This is a genomic window from Sodalis sp. RH20, from assembly GCF_047324205.1.
GTDB lineage: Bacteria > Pseudomonadota > Gammaproteobacteria > Enterobacterales > Enterobacteriaceae > Acerihabitans.
Map to the genome: position 1 here is coordinate 936,217 of NZ_CP178733.1, position 17,537 is coordinate 953,753.

At 62.5% G+C, this 17,537-nt stretch carries 15 protein-coding genes; 8 read left to right on the forward strand and 7 right to left on the reverse strand.

The features are described 5' to 3' along the window. The first annotated feature begins 47 nt into the window (after positions 1-47). On the forward strand, positions 48-1,361 hold the full coding sequence (locus tag ACL2XM_RS04360) for a glutamine amidotransferase-related protein (RefSeq protein WP_413732464.1): 1,314 nt from the start codon (positions 48-50) through the stop codon (positions 1,359-1,361). Here ACL2XM_RS04360 and ACL2XM_RS04365 read toward each other — a convergent pair. From ACL2XM_RS04365 to ACL2XM_RS04395, 7 genes are all read right to left on the reverse strand, one after another. Further along, complete coding sequence (locus ACL2XM_RS04365; protein ID WP_410014439.1) at positions 1,356-2,279, reverse strand: dihydrodipicolinate synthase family protein; 924 nt, start codon at positions 2,277-2,279, stop codon at positions 1,356-1,358. The two genes, ACL2XM_RS04360 and ACL2XM_RS04365, sit on opposite strands and share 6 nt — an antisense overlap. A 164-nt stretch (positions 2,280-2,443) precedes the next feature. Beyond that, on the reverse strand, positions 2,444-3,646 hold the full coding sequence (locus ACL2XM_RS04370) for a M24 family metallopeptidase (RefSeq protein ID WP_410014440.1): 1,203 nt from the start codon (positions 3,644-3,646) through the stop codon (positions 2,444-2,446). Next, complete coding sequence (locus ACL2XM_RS04375; protein WP_413728056.1) at positions 3,643-4,839, reverse strand: mandelate racemase/muconate lactonizing enzyme family protein; 1,197 nt, start codon at positions 4,837-4,839, stop codon at positions 3,643-3,645. Before ACL2XM_RS04375 ends, ACL2XM_RS04370 begins: the two co-directional genes overlap by 4 nt. 9 nt (positions 4,840-4,848) lie before the next feature. Continuing rightward, entirely contained in the window at positions 4,849-6,012 is a 1,164-nt protein-coding gene (locus ACL2XM_RS04380) for a M20 family metallopeptidase (protein ID WP_410014442.1), read from the reverse strand. A 55-nt stretch (positions 6,013-6,067) separates the two neighbouring features. Continuing rightward, on the reverse strand, positions 6,068-6,811 hold the full coding sequence (locus ACL2XM_RS04385) for an amino acid ABC transporter ATP-binding protein (RefSeq protein ID WP_410016780.1): 744 nt from the start codon (positions 6,809-6,811) through the stop codon (positions 6,068-6,070). Positions 6,812-6,821: 10 nt separating this feature from the next. Continuing rightward, complete coding sequence (locus ACL2XM_RS04390) at positions 6,822-7,541, reverse strand: amino acid ABC transporter permease (RefSeq protein WP_410014443.1); 720 nt, start codon at positions 7,539-7,541, stop codon at positions 6,822-6,824. A 45-nt stretch (positions 7,542-7,586) separates the two neighbouring features. Further along, a complete protein-coding gene (locus ACL2XM_RS04395; RefSeq protein WP_410014444.1) occupies positions 7,587-8,402 on the reverse strand; it encodes an ABC transporter substrate-binding protein in 816 nt (271 codons plus the stop codon). A gap of 191 nt (positions 8,403-8,593) precedes the next feature. Here ACL2XM_RS04395 and ACL2XM_RS04400 point away from each other — a divergent pair, with 191 nt between their 5' ends. The 7 genes from ACL2XM_RS04400 (at position 8,594) to ACL2XM_RS04430 (ending at position 17,537) form a co-directional block, all read left to right on the forward strand. After that, complete coding sequence (locus ACL2XM_RS04400; RefSeq protein ID WP_413732465.1) at positions 8,594-9,502, forward strand: GntR family transcriptional regulator; 909 nt, start codon at positions 8,594-8,596, stop codon at positions 9,500-9,502. 706 nt (positions 9,503-10,208) lie between these two features. Next, a complete protein-coding gene (locus ACL2XM_RS04405) occupies positions 10,209-10,994 on the forward strand; it encodes an SDR family oxidoreductase (protein WP_410014446.1) in 786 nt (261 codons plus the stop codon). Between the two features lie 248 nt (positions 10,995-11,242). After that, positions 11,243-12,310: an ABC transporter substrate-binding protein gene (locus ACL2XM_RS04410; RefSeq protein ID WP_413733188.1), complete on the forward strand. Its 1,068-nt coding sequence runs from the start codon at positions 11,243-11,245 to the stop codon at positions 12,308-12,310. Positions 12,311-12,329: 19 nt separating this feature from the next. Next, entirely contained in the window at positions 12,330-14,099 is a 1,770-nt protein-coding gene (locus ACL2XM_RS04415; protein WP_410014447.1) for an ABC transporter permease, read from the forward strand. Continuing rightward, positions 14,092-15,168 (forward strand): ABC transporter ATP-binding protein, encoded by a 1,077-nt coding sequence (locus tag ACL2XM_RS04420; protein ID WP_410014448.1) that lies wholly within the window; start codon positions 14,092-14,094, stop codon positions 15,166-15,168. Before ACL2XM_RS04415 ends, ACL2XM_RS04420 begins: the two co-directional genes overlap by 8 nt. 318 nt (positions 15,169-15,486) lie before the next feature. Next, positions 15,487-16,635 (forward strand): iron-containing alcohol dehydrogenase, encoded by a 1,149-nt coding sequence (locus tag ACL2XM_RS04425; protein ID WP_413732466.1) that lies wholly within the window; start codon positions 15,487-15,489, stop codon positions 16,633-16,635. 17 nt (positions 16,636-16,652) lie between these two features. Then, entirely contained in the window at positions 16,653-17,537 is an 885-nt protein-coding gene (locus ACL2XM_RS04430) for a dihydrodipicolinate synthase family protein (RefSeq protein ID WP_413732467.1), read from the forward strand.

A 17,537-nucleotide genomic window follows, 5' to 3' on the forward strand; every position in this document is an offset into this window, starting at 1 on the left:
TGCCCAGACTTTTTTTGCCGTGTTCCGACCATTAAGGACTTATCGCCATGACATTGCTCTTTGTTGCGCACGACACGCCGGAACCGGCGCTCTATGGGGCCATGGCCGCCATCCTGGCGCGTCGGCTGCGCCTGCCGCTGGCGCACCTGGCCATTGCATGGGATACCGCCCTCTATCCCGACGCCTGCCAGCACGCGATAGCCGCCGGCGCGCTGGTCACCAGCGGACTGATATGGCACGAACGCCTGAGCGGCGACACCATAGATACGCCGAAGCGCTGGTCTGAACTGGCCGCCCTGCCGGCCGGACGGGACTGGGTGATCCCGCTCGGTCCGGCGCAGCTGGCCGGGTTGCCCGGCCGGCTGCGGGCGCTAAGCCGTCTTGCCGTGGACTATCAGCTGATCCGGGTGGATATGTCGCCCCAGGGCCTGGTTTTTCGCCGCAACGGCGCCATCGAAAGCGCCTGGGGGCAATGGCGCCGCGACGGCTTTGGCCGCTGGCGGGAAACTTCCCCTGACGACGCTATCGCGATCGTGCCTGGCGTGGCCCCGACCGGGGCGTTACCCGCCGTCGACCCCGGCCTGGGCAACGGGCGGGATGCTCCCGCCGCCGCGCCCCACAGCCTGGCCGGGGCCGCCGCTTCGCCGCTGGCCATCGTTTTGCTCGGCACGCGGCGGGATCAGCTGGAGGCCTATCCCGCCGCCGTCGCCGCGCTCGGCGATGCCGCCGACGCCCTGGCGCTGCGGCTTAATATCCTGTTTGCCTCGCCGCAGGAGCCTTGCGGCGATATCCTCAAACGCGCGCACGGCGTCCTGTTGCCCGGCGGCGCCGCCATGGCCAACGTGGCCGGGCAGATAACCGCGGCGCGTTATACCCTGGATAACGCTGTTCCCACCCTGGGCTTATGCCTGGGCATGCAAACCATGGCGACGGCGGTGGCCCAGCGCATGCTGGGCTCCACCGGGGTGAATCTGGCCGAGGCCGATCCCCTGGCGCCGGTAAAATCCTTTGTTCCGCTGGCGGAAACGGCCGGTCTTCCCCGGCACCGCCTGGGCGACCATATGATGCTGAGCGAGCCCGGCAGCCGTATGCAGCAGTTGCTCGGCGACCGGTCAACCCTGCGCTATAACCACCGTTTCCACCTTAACCCGGCGCTGAAGCGGGATCTGGACATCGCCGGCCTGCGCCTCAGCGCCACCGATGCCAGCGGCGCCATTACCGACGGTATAGAATTTACCCGCCATGTATTTTATCTGGGGGTACAGGGCCACCCCGAGCTCTCGTCTTCCCGCCGCCGGCCGCATCCGCTGCTGATGGCGTTTTTAACCGCGGCGGCGCGGCGGCGGGAGGCGGGGCTATAACGCCGGCGATACGCCGGCGCGCGGGTCGGCGGCCAGGCGCGCCAGTTCAGCCGCCACCTGGGCGATGACGTCCGCTTCCAGATCGAGTAGCGGCGCGCGCACATGGCCGCCGTCGAAGCCGCGCAGGTTCATGGCGGCCTTAACCAGTTGCGGCTGGCCGTGGCGGCGGGCCAGGGCGCGGTAGGGATACCACAGGCTATGCAGATCGCGGGCGGTGGCGGCGTCGCCGCGCTCAAGCGCGCGATAGGCGGCCAGAATGATTTCCGGCAGCGCGCAGCTGTTGGTGCTGCTGATGCCGTCGAAGCCGCACATCATCGGCCCGAGGAACGCCAGATCGGAGGCGCAGAACAGCCGCAGGCGGCCGGAGAGGCGGTTGGCGATCTGGTCGATGGCGGTCGGATTCAGATCGCCTTGCTTAATGCCCACCACTCCCCCGATATCCGCCAGCTGTTCCAGTACCGCCGGCGGCAGCGTGATGCCAATGCCCGGCGCGTTATACACCAGGATGCCGGTGCGTGAAAGCGGGGCCATTTGTTTAAAAAAACTCACGATCTGCGCGTCGGTCACTTCGGAGACAAACGGCGGCGTCACCATCGGCAGGCCGCCCAATTCGCCGGCAAGCGCCGTTAAATCGCGCACCGTGCGCGCGTCGGAACCGGCGCTGCACAGCATCACCGGCACCCGGTCGCCCACCACGTCCATGACGTGGCGAAATAACCGGGCGCGCTCATCGGCGCTCATCGCCGGGAATTCACCGTAGGTGCCGCCGATCAGCACGCCGTCGTAGCCCAGCCCGATGACCCGCTCGATATTGCGCGCCAGTCCCGCGAAATCAAATGCGCCGTCGGCGGTAAACGGGGTAACGGTGATATTAAAAATACCGCGCAGGCGTGCCTGGCTTTCACTGATGTCTTTCATAACTATGCTTTCCTGTCTGACCTGATAACGAAGAACCGATACCGCAGCCCGGCCATGCGGCCGGGCGCGTGGGAGAGGTTGCGCCGCCGGGGCGGAGCATTGCCGGCGCGGCCTGGCCGCCTTGGCGGGCGCCTGCCTGGCCGGCGGGCGCATACAGCGCCCGGCTAAAGCCGGTATAACGGCCGGTCCACCGCCCCGAGGGCCCGGCAGCCGGTTTCCGTCACCACGATGGTTTCGCTGACGCCGACGGTGAATTCACCGTAGATTCTCAGCGCGGGCGGAATATGGAAGGTCATGCCCGGTTGCAGTTCGGTGGTGATGCCGCTGTAAAGACTGAGGATTGCGCCTTCGCCCCAGTCCGGTGCGAACGACACGCCGATGGAATAGCCGGTGCGTTTTTTAAAGTTATCGGTATACCCGGCGCGGTCGATCACTTTCTGGCAGGCGAGATGCGGGGCCTCGCAGGTGGCGCCGGGGCGGATGGCGTCAAGGGCCGCCTGCAGGGCTTCCTGACAGGTTTTTTCCATTTCCAGCGCCACGGCGGGCGGTTTGCCCAGCCACGCCGAGCGCATCAGCGCCGCGTGATAGCGATCGTGGGTGGCGGCCATTTCCAGGAAGATAGGATCGCCGTCCTGGATTTTGCGCCGGCGCCAGGTGCCGTGCGGCACGCCGGTACGCGGGCCGGAGGACACCAGCGGTTCCATGCCCATATATTCGGATCCGGCGGCGATGGCCGCGCCCATCATGGCGGCGACCAGGTCGTTCTCGGTGGCGCCGGCCCGGATGGCCGCGCGCCCGGCCAGCATGCCCGCGTCGACATAGCGGGCGGCGTGGGCCATTTTTTCCAGCTCGGCGGCGGATTTCACCGCGCGCAGCTGTTCAATCACGCCCGCCGCGTCGTGGATAACGCCCAGCTCGGCTTGCAACGCTTCGTAAACGGCAATCGGCAGAAACCAGCCGCGTTTATCAATGCCGATGCGGCGCCGGGTCCAGCCGCGGTCCTTCAGCACGCCCAGCAGAAAATTCACCGGATTATCGCCGTCGGTATAAATGGCGGCGTCGCGGATAAAGGTGTTGGAAATAAAGTTAAAATATTCCAACTGGCGGATAACGAATACCGGATCGCCCTCCACCGGCAGCACCAGGGCCTGAAAGGTGTAATATCCCGGCGTCTGCTGGCCGGTGAGATAGAAAATATTTTCCGGACCGGTGATGACCATGACGTCCAGCCCGGCCTGGGTGAGCAGGGCGCGCGCGCGCTCGACGCGTCCGCGGTATTCCTCTTCGCCAAAGGCGGATTCGCCGCCCGGCGTCACGCGGCCCAGATCGGGCAACGGGGTCTTGTTTACTGCGCTTGGGTTTGTCATTTACAGAACTCCTGGATGAATTCCGCCCGGGCGGGGTCAAAACCGACCCCCAACCCGGACGCGCAAGGGCTGCAGACCAGCCCTTGCTGATAGATAAGTCCGGCGACCGGATCGTTGCCCAGCCCGTCGGCGCCATACAGTTCGGCATAGGCCGGGCGGGAGGCGCAGGCGACATGCAGCGCGGCGGCGGTGGCCGCCGCGCCTTCATTCATTTGGCCTATCATAAAAGGCACGCCGGCGGCGTTAAGCCGCCGCGCGGCGGCAAGGGCCGGGCCGATGCCGCCCATTTTCACCAGCTTCAGGTGCGCCCAAACCTTGCCGCCCAGGCCGATGACGCGGGCCAGATCCGCCTCGCTGCTCATGCTTTCGTCGAGCATCAGCGGGATCGGGCTGGCGGCGGCCAGCGCCGCGTAGCCGTGTTCCGGGTCGTCGGCCGCGCCATCGGCAATCGGCTGCTCCATATAACGTAAATCGTAGGCGGCCAGGGCCCGCAGGCGCGCCAGGGCCTCGCGCGCCGGCCACTGGCCGTTGGCGTCCGCCGCCAGGCTGATGCCGGCGCCAAAACGGCGGCGCAGGGCGGCGACGCGGTCCAGGTCCTGGTCAAATCCGGCCACGCCGACCCGCAGTTTCAACTCGGTGAAACCCCGGTCCACATACGCCTCGGCCTGTTGCAGCATTTGCTCGCGCGAGGACCAGAACAGCGTCTGGTTAGTGCGATAGCTCACCACCGGCGAAGACGCGCCGTCCTGCGCCGGCGCAATGGCCACGGGGTGCCGCTCCCGCGCCGTTTCCCCGCCTGGCGGCACGGCGCCGCCCGCGTCCCGGGGACGCGCCAGCAACCCGGCGACGCTGATGCCTTGGCGCCGGGCAAGCAGGTCATGCAGCGCCACATCAAGCAGCATGCGCGTCGGCGCCAGAATTCCTGCCGCCCAGGTATCCAGCCCGGCCAGCAGTTGCGCGGGGTCCAGGGCAAGATCCAGCCGGCGCAGGCAGCGGAGGACGTCGTCCAGCACCTGCTGCGGGCTGTAGCCGTTCAGGTAGGCGATATTCACCCGCACCTCGCCCAGGCCCTGGAAGGCCTGATCCTCCAGCAGCAGGTAAAGCTCGTCCAGCGCCGCCACGCTGCCCGAGGAGGCGGTATACAGCCGTAGATGCGGGTAGCGCAGCGCGGCGCGATACAAAGTGGCTTTCACCCGGGCTCCTTAGCGGCTCATCATCGCCAGCGCCACGTCGCGATAGATCTCGCTGGCGGCAATAAATTCATCGATGGGCACGAACTCATCGGGTTTGTGCGCGTCGGCAAGGGATCCCGGGCCGATAACGATGCCCTTGGTGCCGAGACTGCGAAAATGCACCAGATCGCAGCCGCCCTGGAAGCCGAACGGCCCCGGCTCCGCATTGCCGTGGGCGCGACAGGCATCCAGGCCCGCCAGTACGATGGGATCGCCGGAGTCGGTTTCCGTCGCGCCGCCGGTGGTCGGTTTAAAGGTGACGATGTCGCTGCGCACGCCGAACTTTTCCCGCGCCAGCGTAAGCAGATCGCGGATCTCTTGTTTAACCTGCTCTTCGTCTTCCCCCGGCACCATGCGCCGGTCCAGCAGCAGCTCGCAGCTGTCCGGCAGCACATTATCCGCATGGCCGCCGTTGATGCGCGTCACCGTCAGGCTGGCGGATCCCACCAGCGGGTGGCAATGGCAGCGCACGCTGTGTTCGTGGGCATGTTCCACCAGACCCAGCAGCTGCGCCGCGCGGAAGATGGCGTTTTCGCCCAGCTCCGGCGTGCCGGAGTGCGCGGTAACGCCGTGCACCCGCACCAGCGGACGCAGGCTGCCTTTATGGGCGGAATAAGTGCTGTTAGAGGTCGGTTCGCCAATCACCGCGTAGTCGATTTTCGCCGGCGCTTCGCGCACGTAGAATTTGGCGCCTTCGCTGGCCACCTCCTCGTCGGCGACGAAAATCCCCATCAGGGTGCCGCGCCAGCCGTCGCGATGCGCCGCCAGCATGCGCATCGCCTCAAGCATCGCCACCAGCGGCCCTTTGGCGTCGCAGGAGCCGCGGCCATACAATTTGCCGTCGCGCTCGGTAAGCGTAAACGGATCCTGGCTCCAGCCGTCGCCCGCCGGCACCACATCGATATGGGTGTTAAAGGCGAAGCAGGGACCGGCGCCATTTTCCAGGCGCGCAATGACATTGGTGCGGCCAGGGAGGTATTCGCTAAGCGTCAGGTCAAAACCGGCATCGGCCAGCAGCCGGCTGATATGTTCCGCCGCTTCGCGCTCGCGCCCCGGCGGGTTTTCGGTATTGATTGCGACCAGCGCGGCAAGATCGCGTTTCATCCTGCCGATATCGGGCGATGAAAGACTCATCGACATCTCCTGAGGTGAATAAACGCCCTGACGAGGGCATGCATGATTAGCACTATCAGTGCAATATCTGGTCGAGGAAGCGCTGCGCCCGCTCGCTCACATCGCCGCCGAAAAACTTCTCGCTCGGGGCGTTTTCAATGATTTCGCCGTTTTCCATAAAAACGATATGGTTGGCGGCGCGCCGGGCAAACCCCATCTCGTGGGTGACCACGATACTGGTCATGCCCTCGGCGCTCAGATCGGCCATGACGTCGAGCACCTCGCGGATCATTTCCGGATCCAGCGCCGAGGTCGGCTCGTCGAACAGCATCAGCTTGGGTTTCATCGCCAGGGCGCGGGCAATGGCCACCCGCTGCTGCTGGCCGCCGGACAGCTCGTCGGGAAACGCGTCGGCCTTGTCCGGTATGCGCACCTTGCCCAGCAGTTCCAGCGCCTGGGCCTGGGCCTCGGCGCGGCTGACGCCGCGCACCGTCATCGGCGCGAGCATAATGTTTTCCGCGGCGGTGAGATGGGAAAACAGCTCATAGCTTTGAAACACCATGCCGATGTCCTGGCGCAGCCGGTGCGGCTTGATATCGGCATGGGTAATATCCTGGTTGCGGAAAAAAATGGCGCCGCCTTCGATGGGCTCCAGCAGGTTGACGCAGCGCAGCAGGGTGGATTTGCCCGAGCCGGAGGGGCCTATCAGCACCACGGTGTCGCCCTCGGCCACGTTAAGCGAACAGTTTTTCAGCACATGCTGCGCGCCGAAATGTTTATCGACGCCGATGATCTCCAGAACCGGTTTTGTGCTTTTCATCATTTTTCCCTCAGTGTGTCGTGCCGGTACTGCCGCGCAGCAGGCGTTCGGTGAATGACAACGCCGGCTTTCTGCGTTTTTTCGGGTCGAGGTAACGCTCCAGCCAGGCCTGGCCCAACATAAAGAGGGTGGTCAGCACCAGATAATAGATACCGGCGGCGCACAGGGCCTCGAAATAGCGGAAGCTGGCGCTGGCGGTCTGGTTGGCGATAAGAAGCAGTTCCTGCACCGCAATCACCGAGACCAGGGCGCTGGACTTGAGCATGCTGATCATCTGGTTGCCCATCGGCGGCAACACAATCCGCGCCGCCTGCGGCAGCACGATCTTGCGCATGATCTGCCCGCCGGTCATGCCCAGCGCCATGCCCGCGGTGCGCTGTCCGCTGCGTACCGCCTGCAATCCGGAGCGCAGGATTTCGGCCATATACGCGCCCTCGTTCAGCGACAGCGCCAGGATCGCGCAGGTAAACGCCGAGAACCGCACGCCGAAACCGGGCAGGACGTTATAGACAAAAATGATTTGGAACAGCACCGGCGTGCCGCGAAACAGCCAGAGATAAAAGAAGGCCAGCCCCGTGCAGATACGTAACCGGGACTCCTGTAACAGGGCCAGCACCAATCCCATGATGATGCCGAAAAACAACGAGCACACCGTCAACAGCAGGGTCATTAACGCGCCCTGGAAGAACGCCGGGGAGAGCAGGTACTGCCAAACAAGATCAAGGGACATGGACTTTCCTTAAACGCCGGGACCGGTCGGAAAACGTGGTGATGATCAAAAAATAGCCACCGACGCGGGGAACTGCCATTTCGCGATCAATTTCTGGTAGGTGCCGTCGGCAACAAGTTCTTTCAGGCCGGTTTCAATCAGGGTTTTCATCTGCGCGTCGCCTTTGCGCAGCGCAATGCCGATATGGGTATCGGCCTCGAATTCATCGCCGGTGGTTTCGAAGGTATCGCCTTTTTCGCTCAGCAGCGCCACGGCGCCCGGGGTGGAAAGAAATTCAGCATCGGCCCGCTTTTGCGCCACCGCCACCGCCGAGTCGGTGGCCGCCGGGAAGGTCATGACGTTAATGGCCGCCTTGCCGCCGTCCTGGCACGCTTTGCTGCTCACGCGCGCCTGGCTTTCCTCAATGCCGCCGAGGGTCACGGCAATGCTCTTGCCGCACAGCGACAGGTCGCGGCCGGTAATCTTCTCCGGATTGCCCTTGGCGACCACCACCCGGCTGCCGATTTTCAGGTAAGGCACAAATTCCACCTGCTCGGAACGCACCGGGTTGATATACATCGCCGAGTTGATGATATCCAGACGCTTACCCTGCAATGCCGGGATCAATCCCTTGAACTCCATGGACATCGGCTGCGGTTTCAGCGCCAGCTTGGCCGACAGGGCGTTGATCAGGTCGATATCAAAGCCGGTCAGCTTGCCGTCCTTCATGTATTCAAACGGCATAAAGGTGGCGGCGGTGCCATAGGTCAGCTCGCCCTTACTGACCAGCTCAGGCGCCGCCTGGCTCATCAGGGGGGCGCCCAGACATAACGCGGCCAGGGTAACGACGGCATAGCGACGCAAAAACAAGTTTTTAGACATGTCAGGCTCCGGGGGTGATGAGCGTAATTGCTCTTTGTGTATCATTAAATACAATTGAAAGGGGTTGTCAAGGCTCTTTTTTGGTGCACATTCTGCACTATATAAGGGCTTGCACGCTATTTGAAGGTGTTATTGTTTAATGGGTTATTGTATAATAGTATGCAACAAATACTTTTTGGATGCGGCACTCCATGACTCAAACGGCGACGGCCAGCGGACGGCGACTGGCAAATCAAATCCTGGATCTGATACGCGAGGCGAAATTCGAGCCGGGGCATCACCTGCGCGAACAGCAACTGGCGGATATGGCGGGCGTCTCCCGCACCCCGGTGCGCGCGGCCATGAAACTGCTGTGCGAACTGGGCATCATCGAAACGCGGCGCAACCAGGGATTTTTCCTGGTTAAGCCCTATGATGAAATCCAGCGCATCAGCATTGATGTACCCGCCAGCAGCGATCAGGACCTGTATGAACAGCTGGTCCGGGACCGTATCGCCGGCAAACTGCCGGAATCCCTGACCCAAACCGAGATCTCGCAGCGCTATGACGTCGATCGCAATGTCCTGGCGCGCACGCTGCTGCGCTTGTCCGAGGACGGACTGATTGCGCGCAATAAAGGCCACGGCTGGTCGTTCCTGCCGACGCTCAATACCGACGTGGCGTTCAGCAACGGTTACCGGTTCCGGCTGATGATTGAGCCGGGCGCGCTGCTGTCCCCCGGCTTCCAGACGGATAAAAACACGCTCAGGCGCCTGCGCCAGCAGCATATGTTCCTGATTTCACACCCGGATATCTTAAGCGTCGACGGGCGGCAGATTTTCGACACCGACGCCAGCTTCCATGAAACGCTGGCGGAATTAAGCGGCAATATTTTTATCCTGCAGGCCATCGTACAGCAGAACCGCCTGCGTCGTCTGCTGGAATTCGGCAGCTATACCAATAAGCAGCGGGTGCGCGAATGGTGCGGCGAACATGTGGCGATCATCGACGCCGTCCTGGAAGGACACATGGCCGAAGCCGCGGAAATCATGCGCCGTCATCTGCAATCCGCCTACGAAAACGGACGCACTAAGGTCAGTAAAAGCAGTAAGCCGGATTAAGGCGGCCCGCCAACACCGGGCTTAAAGCAGACATGTTCAAGGGAGAGCGTGCCAATGGGGTCAAATCGGGCGTGGTGTTCCCGCCAAACCGAGCCCCATGGCACGGTATGCCCGCCAACACCGGGCTTAAAGCAGACATGTTCAAGGGTGACCGTGCCAATGGGGTCGAATCGGGCGTGGTGTTCCCGCCAAACCGAGCCCCATGGCATGCTAGGCCCGCCAACACCGAGCTCAAAGCAGACGTGTTCAAGGGAGACCGTGCCAATGGGGTCGAATCGGGCGTGGTGTTCCCGCCCGACCGAGCACCCCATGGCATGGTAGGCCCGCCAACACCGGGCTCAAAGCAGACGTGTTCAAGGGAGACCGTGCCAATGGGGTCGAATCGGGCGTGGTGTTCCCGCCAAACCGAGCCCCATGGCACGGTAGGCCCGCCAACACCGGGCTCAAAGCAGACGTGTTCAAGGGAGAGCGTGCCAATGGGGTCGAATCGGGCGTGGTGTTCCCGCCCGACCGAGGCCCCATGGCGCGGTATGCCCGCCAACACCGGGCTCAAAGCAGGCGTGTTCAAGGGAGACCGTGCCAATGGGGTCGAATCGGGCGTGGTATTCCCGCCCGACCAAGCGCCCCATGGCACGCCAACATTGCGCTAACACCAGGCGGAATACACCGCTGTTAAATCATTATTTCAATCAAACAGGAGTCGGTAATGGATTTTGGCATTCAGGGGCGCGTAGCGCTGGTCAGCGGCGCGGGCGGCGGCCTCGGGCGCGCCATCGCGCTGGCATTGGCGGCGGAAGGCGCCAAGGTGGCGGTCTGCGGACGCACGCAAAACACGCTTGATGAAACCGTGGCGCTGATTAACGCGCAGGGCGGCAGCGCCCGCGCCTGGACACTGGATCTCACCCGCCAGGACGCCTTTGACGCCATCCTGGCCGATATCCGCGCCGCCCTCGGGCCGGTAGCCATCCTGGTCAATAACTCCGGCGGCCCACAGCCCAGCGGGGCCGCGGGCGTGGCGCCGGAACTCTGGAACGCCCAGTTTTCCGCCATGGTCGGATCGCTCATCCTGCTGACCGACAAAGTGTTGCCGGACATGCGCGCGGCGGGCTGGGGCCGCATTATCACCAGCACCTCGTCCGGCATCGTGGCGCCCATTGCCAATCTCGGCATCTCCAACACCCTACGCCTCGCGCTGGCCGGCTGGTCGAAAACCCTCGCCGCTGAAGTGGCCCGCGACGGCATCACGGTAAACGTCATGGTGCCGGGCCGCATCGCCACCCGACGGGTAGGGCAGCTGGACGCCGCCCGCGCCGCACGGGAAGACCTCAGCGTCGAACAGATAGCGGCTAAAAGCGCGGCGACGATCCCGGCCGGTCGCTACGGCAAACCCGAAGAATACGGCGCGGTGGCGGCATTCCTCGCCAGCCGCCAGGCCTCTTATATGACCGGCGGCGTAATCCGCGTCGACGGCGGCATGATCCCCGCCCTCTAAGCCACGCTTCCCGCCGGCCCGCACCTGGCCGGCGGTCTCCTCCGTCCGCGATCTACGCCCCGCCGGCGCGCCTCAAAATGGTGCAGTCCCCCCTCACCGCCGCGCAATTTTTTTATATGCGCCTACTCACAAATTAAGAAGATAACGAAAAGGCGCTATTGCGCCGGTGGATTCTTTAACTATATGTTAATTTTTCTTACAATAATTGTTATGGGACATAACGCATGTCGACGAAATTCAGTATTCCTATGGTCGGTATGGCTGTTTTACTGGGCGCAGCCGCCCCGGCACTGGCGCTGCCGGCGGGCTACCCGGCCGGCTACCAGCAAGTGGTGGACGGCGCGAAAAAGGAAGGCAAGGTTGTTATCTATTCCACAACCGATACCCAGGCCGCGGGGCCCCTGATCCAGGGATTCGAGGCGGCGTATCCCGGAATAAAAGTGGAATATAACGATATGAACAGCACCGAACTGTATAACCGGTATATCAGCGAGCAGGCGGCGGGCGGCAACAGCGGCGACGTTATCTGGAGCTCGTCCATGGATACCGCGCTCAAACTGGCCACCGACTATGCGCTGCAATACGCCTCGCCGGAAGTGAAAAACCTGCCCAAATGGTCGGTATGGAAGGAAAATGCCTATGGTACCACCTTCGAACCGCTGGTATTTATCTACAACAAACGGCTGATTGCGGCCAATGAAGTTCCCGCGTCCCATGCCGCGCTGGCCAAATTAATCCAAAGCCAGCCGGATCGATTCAAAAACAAGGTCACCACCTACGACATCGAAAAATCCGCCCTCGGATTCATGCTGTCGGTACAGGATATGAAGGCCGACCCGCATTACTTCGACACCCTGGCCCAGACGGCCAAAGGAGGATTGTCGGTACAGTCGTCCACCGGCACCATGCTGGAACGGGTCTCCTCCGGGGAAAACCTGATCGGCTATAACATCCTCGGATCCTATGCCGACGCCCGCATCAAGACCGACCCCTCCATGGGCGTTTCTTATCCCAACGACTATATCCTGGTGCTCTCGCGGGTCATGTTCATCAGCAGCGAGGCGCAAAATAAAAATGCCGCCAAACTCTGGCTGGATTATGTCCTGTCGCCGCAAGGGCAGGACGTACTGGCCAATAAGGCCGATATTACCTCGCTGCGCAATGATATCGCCGGCGACAACGATCTTGACGGCATGACCAAAAAATTGGGCGGCGCGCTCAAGCCGATCCCGGTAGATGAAACCCTGCTGGAATACCTGGAACAAAATAAACGGCTGGAGTTCATCAAACAATTCCGCGCCGCGGTGAACAAATAACCGGCCGTCAGGGATCATTATGAAGACATTGCGCACTACCTGGCGGCGTTTGCCGAGAGGCGTGGTCGTGCTGTTAACCGCGCTGGTTATCTATGTACCGCTGTCATTTATCATTATCCAAAGCTTCCTGTCCGCCCCGTTCTTTTCACCCTCAAAGGTGTTCAGCCTGGGGGCGTTCCGCTTTATCTTCACCGATCCCGACTTCTATAAAGCCCTGCGCAACGGCTTTATCCTGGCCTTCGGCCTGGTGGCCATCGCCATCCCGCTCGGCGGCATCCTGGCGTTCCTGATGATCAGGACCGACCTGCCGGGCCGCCGGTTTATCGAGCCGCTGATCCTGGTGCCGGTGTTTGTCTCGCCGATGGTGCTGGCGTTCGGATACGTGGTGGCGGCGGGGCCGGTAGGCTTTTTCTCGCTCTGGGCGCAAAGCCTGGTGGGCTTTATTCCGTGGGATATCTACGCCATGAGCAGCATCGTGGTCATTGCCGGTCTGACCCACGTGCCGCACGCCTATCTGTACATTTCCTCGGCGCTCAGGAGCGTGGGATCGGATGTGGAGGAGGCGGCGCGCACGGTGGGCGCCACCCCGCTGCAGGTGATGCTCTCGGTCAGCCTGCCGATGGTGCGCCCGGCGATCCTCTACGCCTGCGTGCTGCTGTTTTTCCTCGGGCTGGAAGTGTTCGGCCTGATGCTGGTGCTCGGCGATCCCGAAGGCAACCTGGTGCTGGCCACCTATCTGTTCCAACTGACCAATAAGCTCGGCACGCCGTCCTATCATCTGATGGCGGCGGTGGCGGTAGTGCTGATTTGCCTCACCGTGCCCCTGGTCATGCTGCAGCGGCGGCTGATGCGCACCGCGAACCGCTTTGTCACCGTCAAAGGCAAAGCCGCGCAGGCCAGGCTGCTGCCGTTGGGTAAATGGCGCTGGGTGGCGGGCGTGGTGGTGGTGGCGTGGCTGACGGTCACCATCGGCGTACCGCTGGCGGGCGTCATGCTGCGCGCGTTTATCACCAACTGGGGGGTGGGGGTGGATATTTGGGCGCAGCTGTCGCTCAAGACATTCCGCCTCATCCTCGGGCAGACCAATCTGATGCGCGCCATTGTCAATTCCATCAGCATCGGCGTGATTGGCGGCGCCATCGCGGTAATGTGTTATCTGTTTATCGGCCTGGCGCTGCATCGCAAACCGGACGGCGTCACCCGTTTTATGGATTACAGCGTGCTGGTGCCCAGGGCCGTGCCCGGCCTGCTCGCGGGGCTGGCGTTTTTATGGGTGTTCCTGTTTATTCCCATGTGGCTGGATCGCTCCCTGAAAGACGGATTATTATCGGCGCTGCCGTTTGCCGACGGGCTGCGCGAGCATTTTATCGTCTGGCTGCGATCCTTGCGCAACACCATTTTCAGCGTATGGCTGGCATACACGGTGGTTTGGATGGCGTACGGGCTGCGGCTGATCTCCTCGACGCTGCTACAGGTGGGGCCGGAGCTGGAAGAAGCCGCGCGCAGCACCGGCGCGAGCCAGGGCCAGGTCACCCGCCATGTCACCATTCCGTTATCCCGCTACGGCCTGATCGGCTCCTGGCTGCTGATGTTCCTGATCTTCGAGCGTGAATATTCCACCGGCGTATACCTGCTCTCCCCCGGCACCGAAACCATCGGTTCGATGCTGGTGTCGTTGTGGGCGGCGGGGGCCATCGACATCGTGGCGGCGCTGTCGTTTATCAATATTTTGATTGTCGTGCTCGGACTGGGCGTCGCCTTACGTTTTGGAGTGAAAATGTATGATTGAGCTGTCGGTGGAGAACCTGCACCTGAAGTACGGCGATAATTCGGTTTTGCGCGGGGTATCGATGCAGCTGGCGCAGGGGGAGGTGGTGTCGCTGCTGGGGCCTTCAGGCAGCGGCAAGACCACCCTGCTGCGGGCGGTGGCCGGGCTGGAAAAACCCACCGAGGGCCGCATCGCCATCGGCGATACCCTGCTGTACGACGGCGCCGCCGGCGTCGAGCTGCCGGCGGAGGAACGCAACCTGGGGCTGGTATTCCAGTCCTACGCGCTCTGGCCGCACAAAACGGTATTCGACAACGTCGCTTACCCCCTTAAACTGCGTAAGGTGCCGTCCGCGGAGCTGACCCGGCGCGTGCAGGCGGTGCTCGATCAGCTGGGCCTGGGGCATCTGGGCCAACGCCACCCCCACCAGCTCTCGGGCGGACAGCAGCAGCGGGTGGCCATCGGCCGCGCGCTGGTCTATAACCCGCCCATTATCCTGCTCGACGAACCGCTCTCCAACCTGGACGCCAAGCTGCGCGAGGAGGCGCGGGTGTTCCTGCGCGAGCTGATTATCCGGCTCGGCCTGTCGGCGCTGATGGTCACCCATGACCAGCACGAGGCGATGGCCATTTCAGACCGGATTTTATTGCTCAATAACGGCAGGATAGAGCAGCAGGGCACCCCGCAGGAAATGTACGGCGCGCCGGCGACCCTGTTTACCGCCGAGTTTATGGGCAGCAACAACCGCCTGAACGGCCGCGTGATGGAACTGCGCGAGGGGCGGGCGCGCATCGACGGCCAGGACTGGTCGCTGTGGGGCGGCGCCGGCGCGGGGCTGGCGGTCGGGCAGGAGGCGGCGGCCGTTATCCGGGTGGAACAGGTGCGCTTTGCCGACGGGGCCGCCGATGCCGGGGATAATACGCTTTCACTGCCGCTGCTGACCCGCATGTACCTTGGCAACCGCTGGGAATACCTGTTCCGCACCGCCGCCGAGGGCATACCGGTGCGCGCCTATGGCGATACCGCCGCGCGCGACGGGCTGTGCCGGCTGTCATTGCCCGCCGGACAGGTCTGGATCTTTCCTTTATAGACGTTGAACGCCGGCCGGCCCCGGGCCGGATTAAAAAGTGACACCCTGTCACGTCAATATCGCCCGCCAGCGTTCCCGCTGGCCTTTCTCGTTACCACCCTTCGCAGGCCATTGACCCGGCGCTTACCCCGCCGGCGACAAAATGATTGTTTGTGATTATATAAAATCATAATTGATTAAATGTGAGCATGATCAAGGTAATCATGGCGCATATAACCTATAAAATAGCCAAGACAGGCAAGAGTAATGCGGTCAAAATGACAAAATATAATCAATATAACGACATCAGAACAGGGCGTCGGAGGCGAGGCGGGATTAATGAATATCAATAGCACCGTTATCAGCGGTTACCAGGCGCTTAGCGACATCGGCTACATTATTAAGGATAAGCGGCGCGTGCTGCTGGTGACGGATAAAAATATCGCCGCCATACCCGCGGTGCGCGCGGTGATGGCACAGGCGCGCAGCCCGGACCGCCGGGTGGATATTATCGACAGCGTGCCGCCGGAGCCGAGTCAGCATGACGTCGCGCGCATCCTGGCGTCGCTGGAGGTGCGGGACGTCGATATGGTTATCGGCATCGGCGGCGGCAGCGTGCTGGATGTGGCGAAACTGTTGTCGGTGCTGTGCGTGCCCGGCGCGCCGACGCTTGACGCGCTGCTGGCCGGCGAAAAACCGCGCGCCCGCGTCGCCTCGATGCTGATCCCCACCACCGCCGGCACCGGCTCGGAAGCCACGCCCAACGCCATACTGGCCATTCCGGAACAAGAGACCAAAGTCGGCATCATTTCGCCGATCATGCTGCCCGATATCGTGGCGCTGGCGCCGGAACTCACCACCAGCATGCCCGCGCATATCGCCGCCTCCACCGGCATCGATGCGTTATGCCACTTAATCGAATGTTTTACCGCCACCGTCGCCAACCCGGTCAGCGATAACTATGCCCTGATCGGCCTGAAAAAACTGTTCGCCAGCCTGGAAACCGCGGTGGCCGAGCCCGCCAACCTGGGAGCGCGTCTGGATATGCTGTGGGCATCCTATTACGGCGGCGCGGCGATTGCCCACGCCGGCACCCATTTGGTCCACGCCATGTCCTACCCGTTGGGCGGCAAGTACCATATTCCGCACGGCGTGGCCAACGCTATCCTGCTCGCTCCCTGCATGCGCTTCGTACGGCCGGCGGCGGTAAAGAAATTCGCCCGGGCCTACGATCTGCTGCCCACGGCCGATACGTCGCTTAACGAGGAAGAGAAATCACACGCGCTGGTGGACTATTTCGCCGCGCTGGTAAAACGTCTGCGGCTTCCCGCCAGCCTGGATGAGCTGGGGATCGCCGCCGATAATCTCTCTTATCTGGTGACGGCGGCGCTGGATGTACAGCGGCTGATGAAAAATGTCCCCGCGCCCGTGAGCGCGGCGGATGTCCGCGGCATCTACCTGGCGTTATTTCCGCAAAAGAATTATTGATTAATCAAGAGGATATTATGAGCCACACTATTCAAGGCGTACTGACCGCCATCGTCACCACCTTCGACCCTCAGGGCGAATACCATCCCAAGGCGATGCGCGCGCAGATCCGGCGCCAGCTGGACGCCGGCAACGGGATTTTCTGCGGCGGCACCAACGGCGAGTTCTTCGTGCTTAACGAGCGTGAAAAGCTGGCGGTTACCGAAACCTGCGTCAATGAAACGGCGGGCCAGGCGGCGGTGGTGGCCCATATCGGTGAAATATCCACGCGCGATACCATTCGCCTTGGCCGGCAGGTGGCCAAACTGGGGGTCGACGCGGTTTCGGTGATCACGCCGTATTTTGTGCCGCTGAAACAGGATGAATTAATGTCTCACTACCGGGCGGTGGCGGACGCCCTCGAGGTGCCGGTATTTCTCTACAATATTCCGGCGCGCACCGGCAATACGTTACAGCCGGATACCGTGCGCGCCCTGGCGCAGCACCCCAATATTATCGGTATCAAGGACAGCGCGGGCAGCTACGAAAGCCTGAGCGGTTTCCTGGCAGTCGCCGCGGACATCGACGGTTTTAACGTGCTGAACGGCCCTGACTCCCTGATTCATCAAGGTTTTGTCGACGGCTGCACCGCCTGCATTTCCGGGCTGGCCAACGTCGCGCCCCGTGAAATCAACGCCATCTGGTCATTGTTCCATACCGGCGATATCGCGGGTTCGCGCCGGGCGCAGGAAAACGTGACAGGGTTGCGCACCGATCTTTACAGCGTGGCCTTTTCTCCGGCGGCGGTGAAAAAAGCGGTGGCGCTGATGGGCCATGACGTGGGCGAAAGCCGTTACGCCGTCCGGTTCAGCGCGGAACAGGAGCAGAAGATTCGCCAGATCGTGAATCAATATCTGCAGTGA

Bases quoted from the DNA above. Each gene is read 5' to 3' on its own strand.
- ACL2XM_RS04360 (WP_413732464.1), top strand. From the start codon at position 48: ATGACATTGCTCTTTGTTGCGCACGACACGCCGGAACCGGCGCTCTAT.
- ACL2XM_RS04365 (WP_410014439.1), bottom strand. From the start codon at position 2,279: ATGAAAGACATCAGTGAAAGCCAGGCACGCCTGCGCGGTATTTTTAAT.
- ACL2XM_RS04370 (WP_410014440.1), bottom strand. From the start codon at position 3,646: ATGACAAACCCAAGCGCAGTAAACAAGACCCCGTTGCCCGATCTGGGC.
- ACL2XM_RS04380 (WP_410014442.1), bottom strand. From the start codon at position 6,012: ATGAGTCTTTCATCGCCCGATATCGGCAGGATGAAACGCGATCTTGCC.
- ACL2XM_RS04385 (WP_410016780.1), bottom strand. From the start codon at position 6,811: ATGAAAAGCACAAAACCGGTTCTGGAGATCATCGGCGTCGATAAACAT.
- ACL2XM_RS04390 (WP_410014443.1), bottom strand. From the start codon at position 7,541: ATGTCCCTTGATCTTGTTTGGCAGTACCTGCTCTCCCCGGCGTTCTTC.
- ACL2XM_RS04395 (WP_410014444.1), bottom strand. From the start codon at position 8,402: ATGTCTAAAAACTTGTTTTTGCGTCGCTATGCCGTCGTTACCCTGGCC.
- ACL2XM_RS04400 (WP_413732465.1), top strand. From the start codon at position 8,594: ATGACTCAAACGGCGACGGCCAGCGGACGGCGACTGGCAAATCAAATC.
- ACL2XM_RS04405 (WP_410014446.1), top strand. From the start codon at position 10,209: ATGGATTTTGGCATTCAGGGGCGCGTAGCGCTGGTCAGCGGCGCGGGC.
- ACL2XM_RS04410 (WP_413733188.1), top strand. From the start codon at position 11,243: ATGGTCGGTATGGCTGTTTTACTGGGCGCAGCCGCCCCGGCACTGGCG.
- ACL2XM_RS04415 (WP_410014447.1), top strand. From the start codon at position 12,330: ATGAAGACATTGCGCACTACCTGGCGGCGTTTGCCGAGAGGCGTGGTC.
- ACL2XM_RS04420 (WP_410014448.1), top strand. From the start codon at position 14,092: ATGATTGAGCTGTCGGTGGAGAACCTGCACCTGAAGTACGGCGATAAT.
- ACL2XM_RS04425 (WP_413732466.1), top strand. From the start codon at position 15,487: ATGAATATCAATAGCACCGTTATCAGCGGTTACCAGGCGCTTAGCGAC.
- ACL2XM_RS04430 (WP_413732467.1), top strand. From the start codon at position 16,653: ATGAGCCACACTATTCAAGGCGTACTGACCGCCATCGTCACCACCTTC.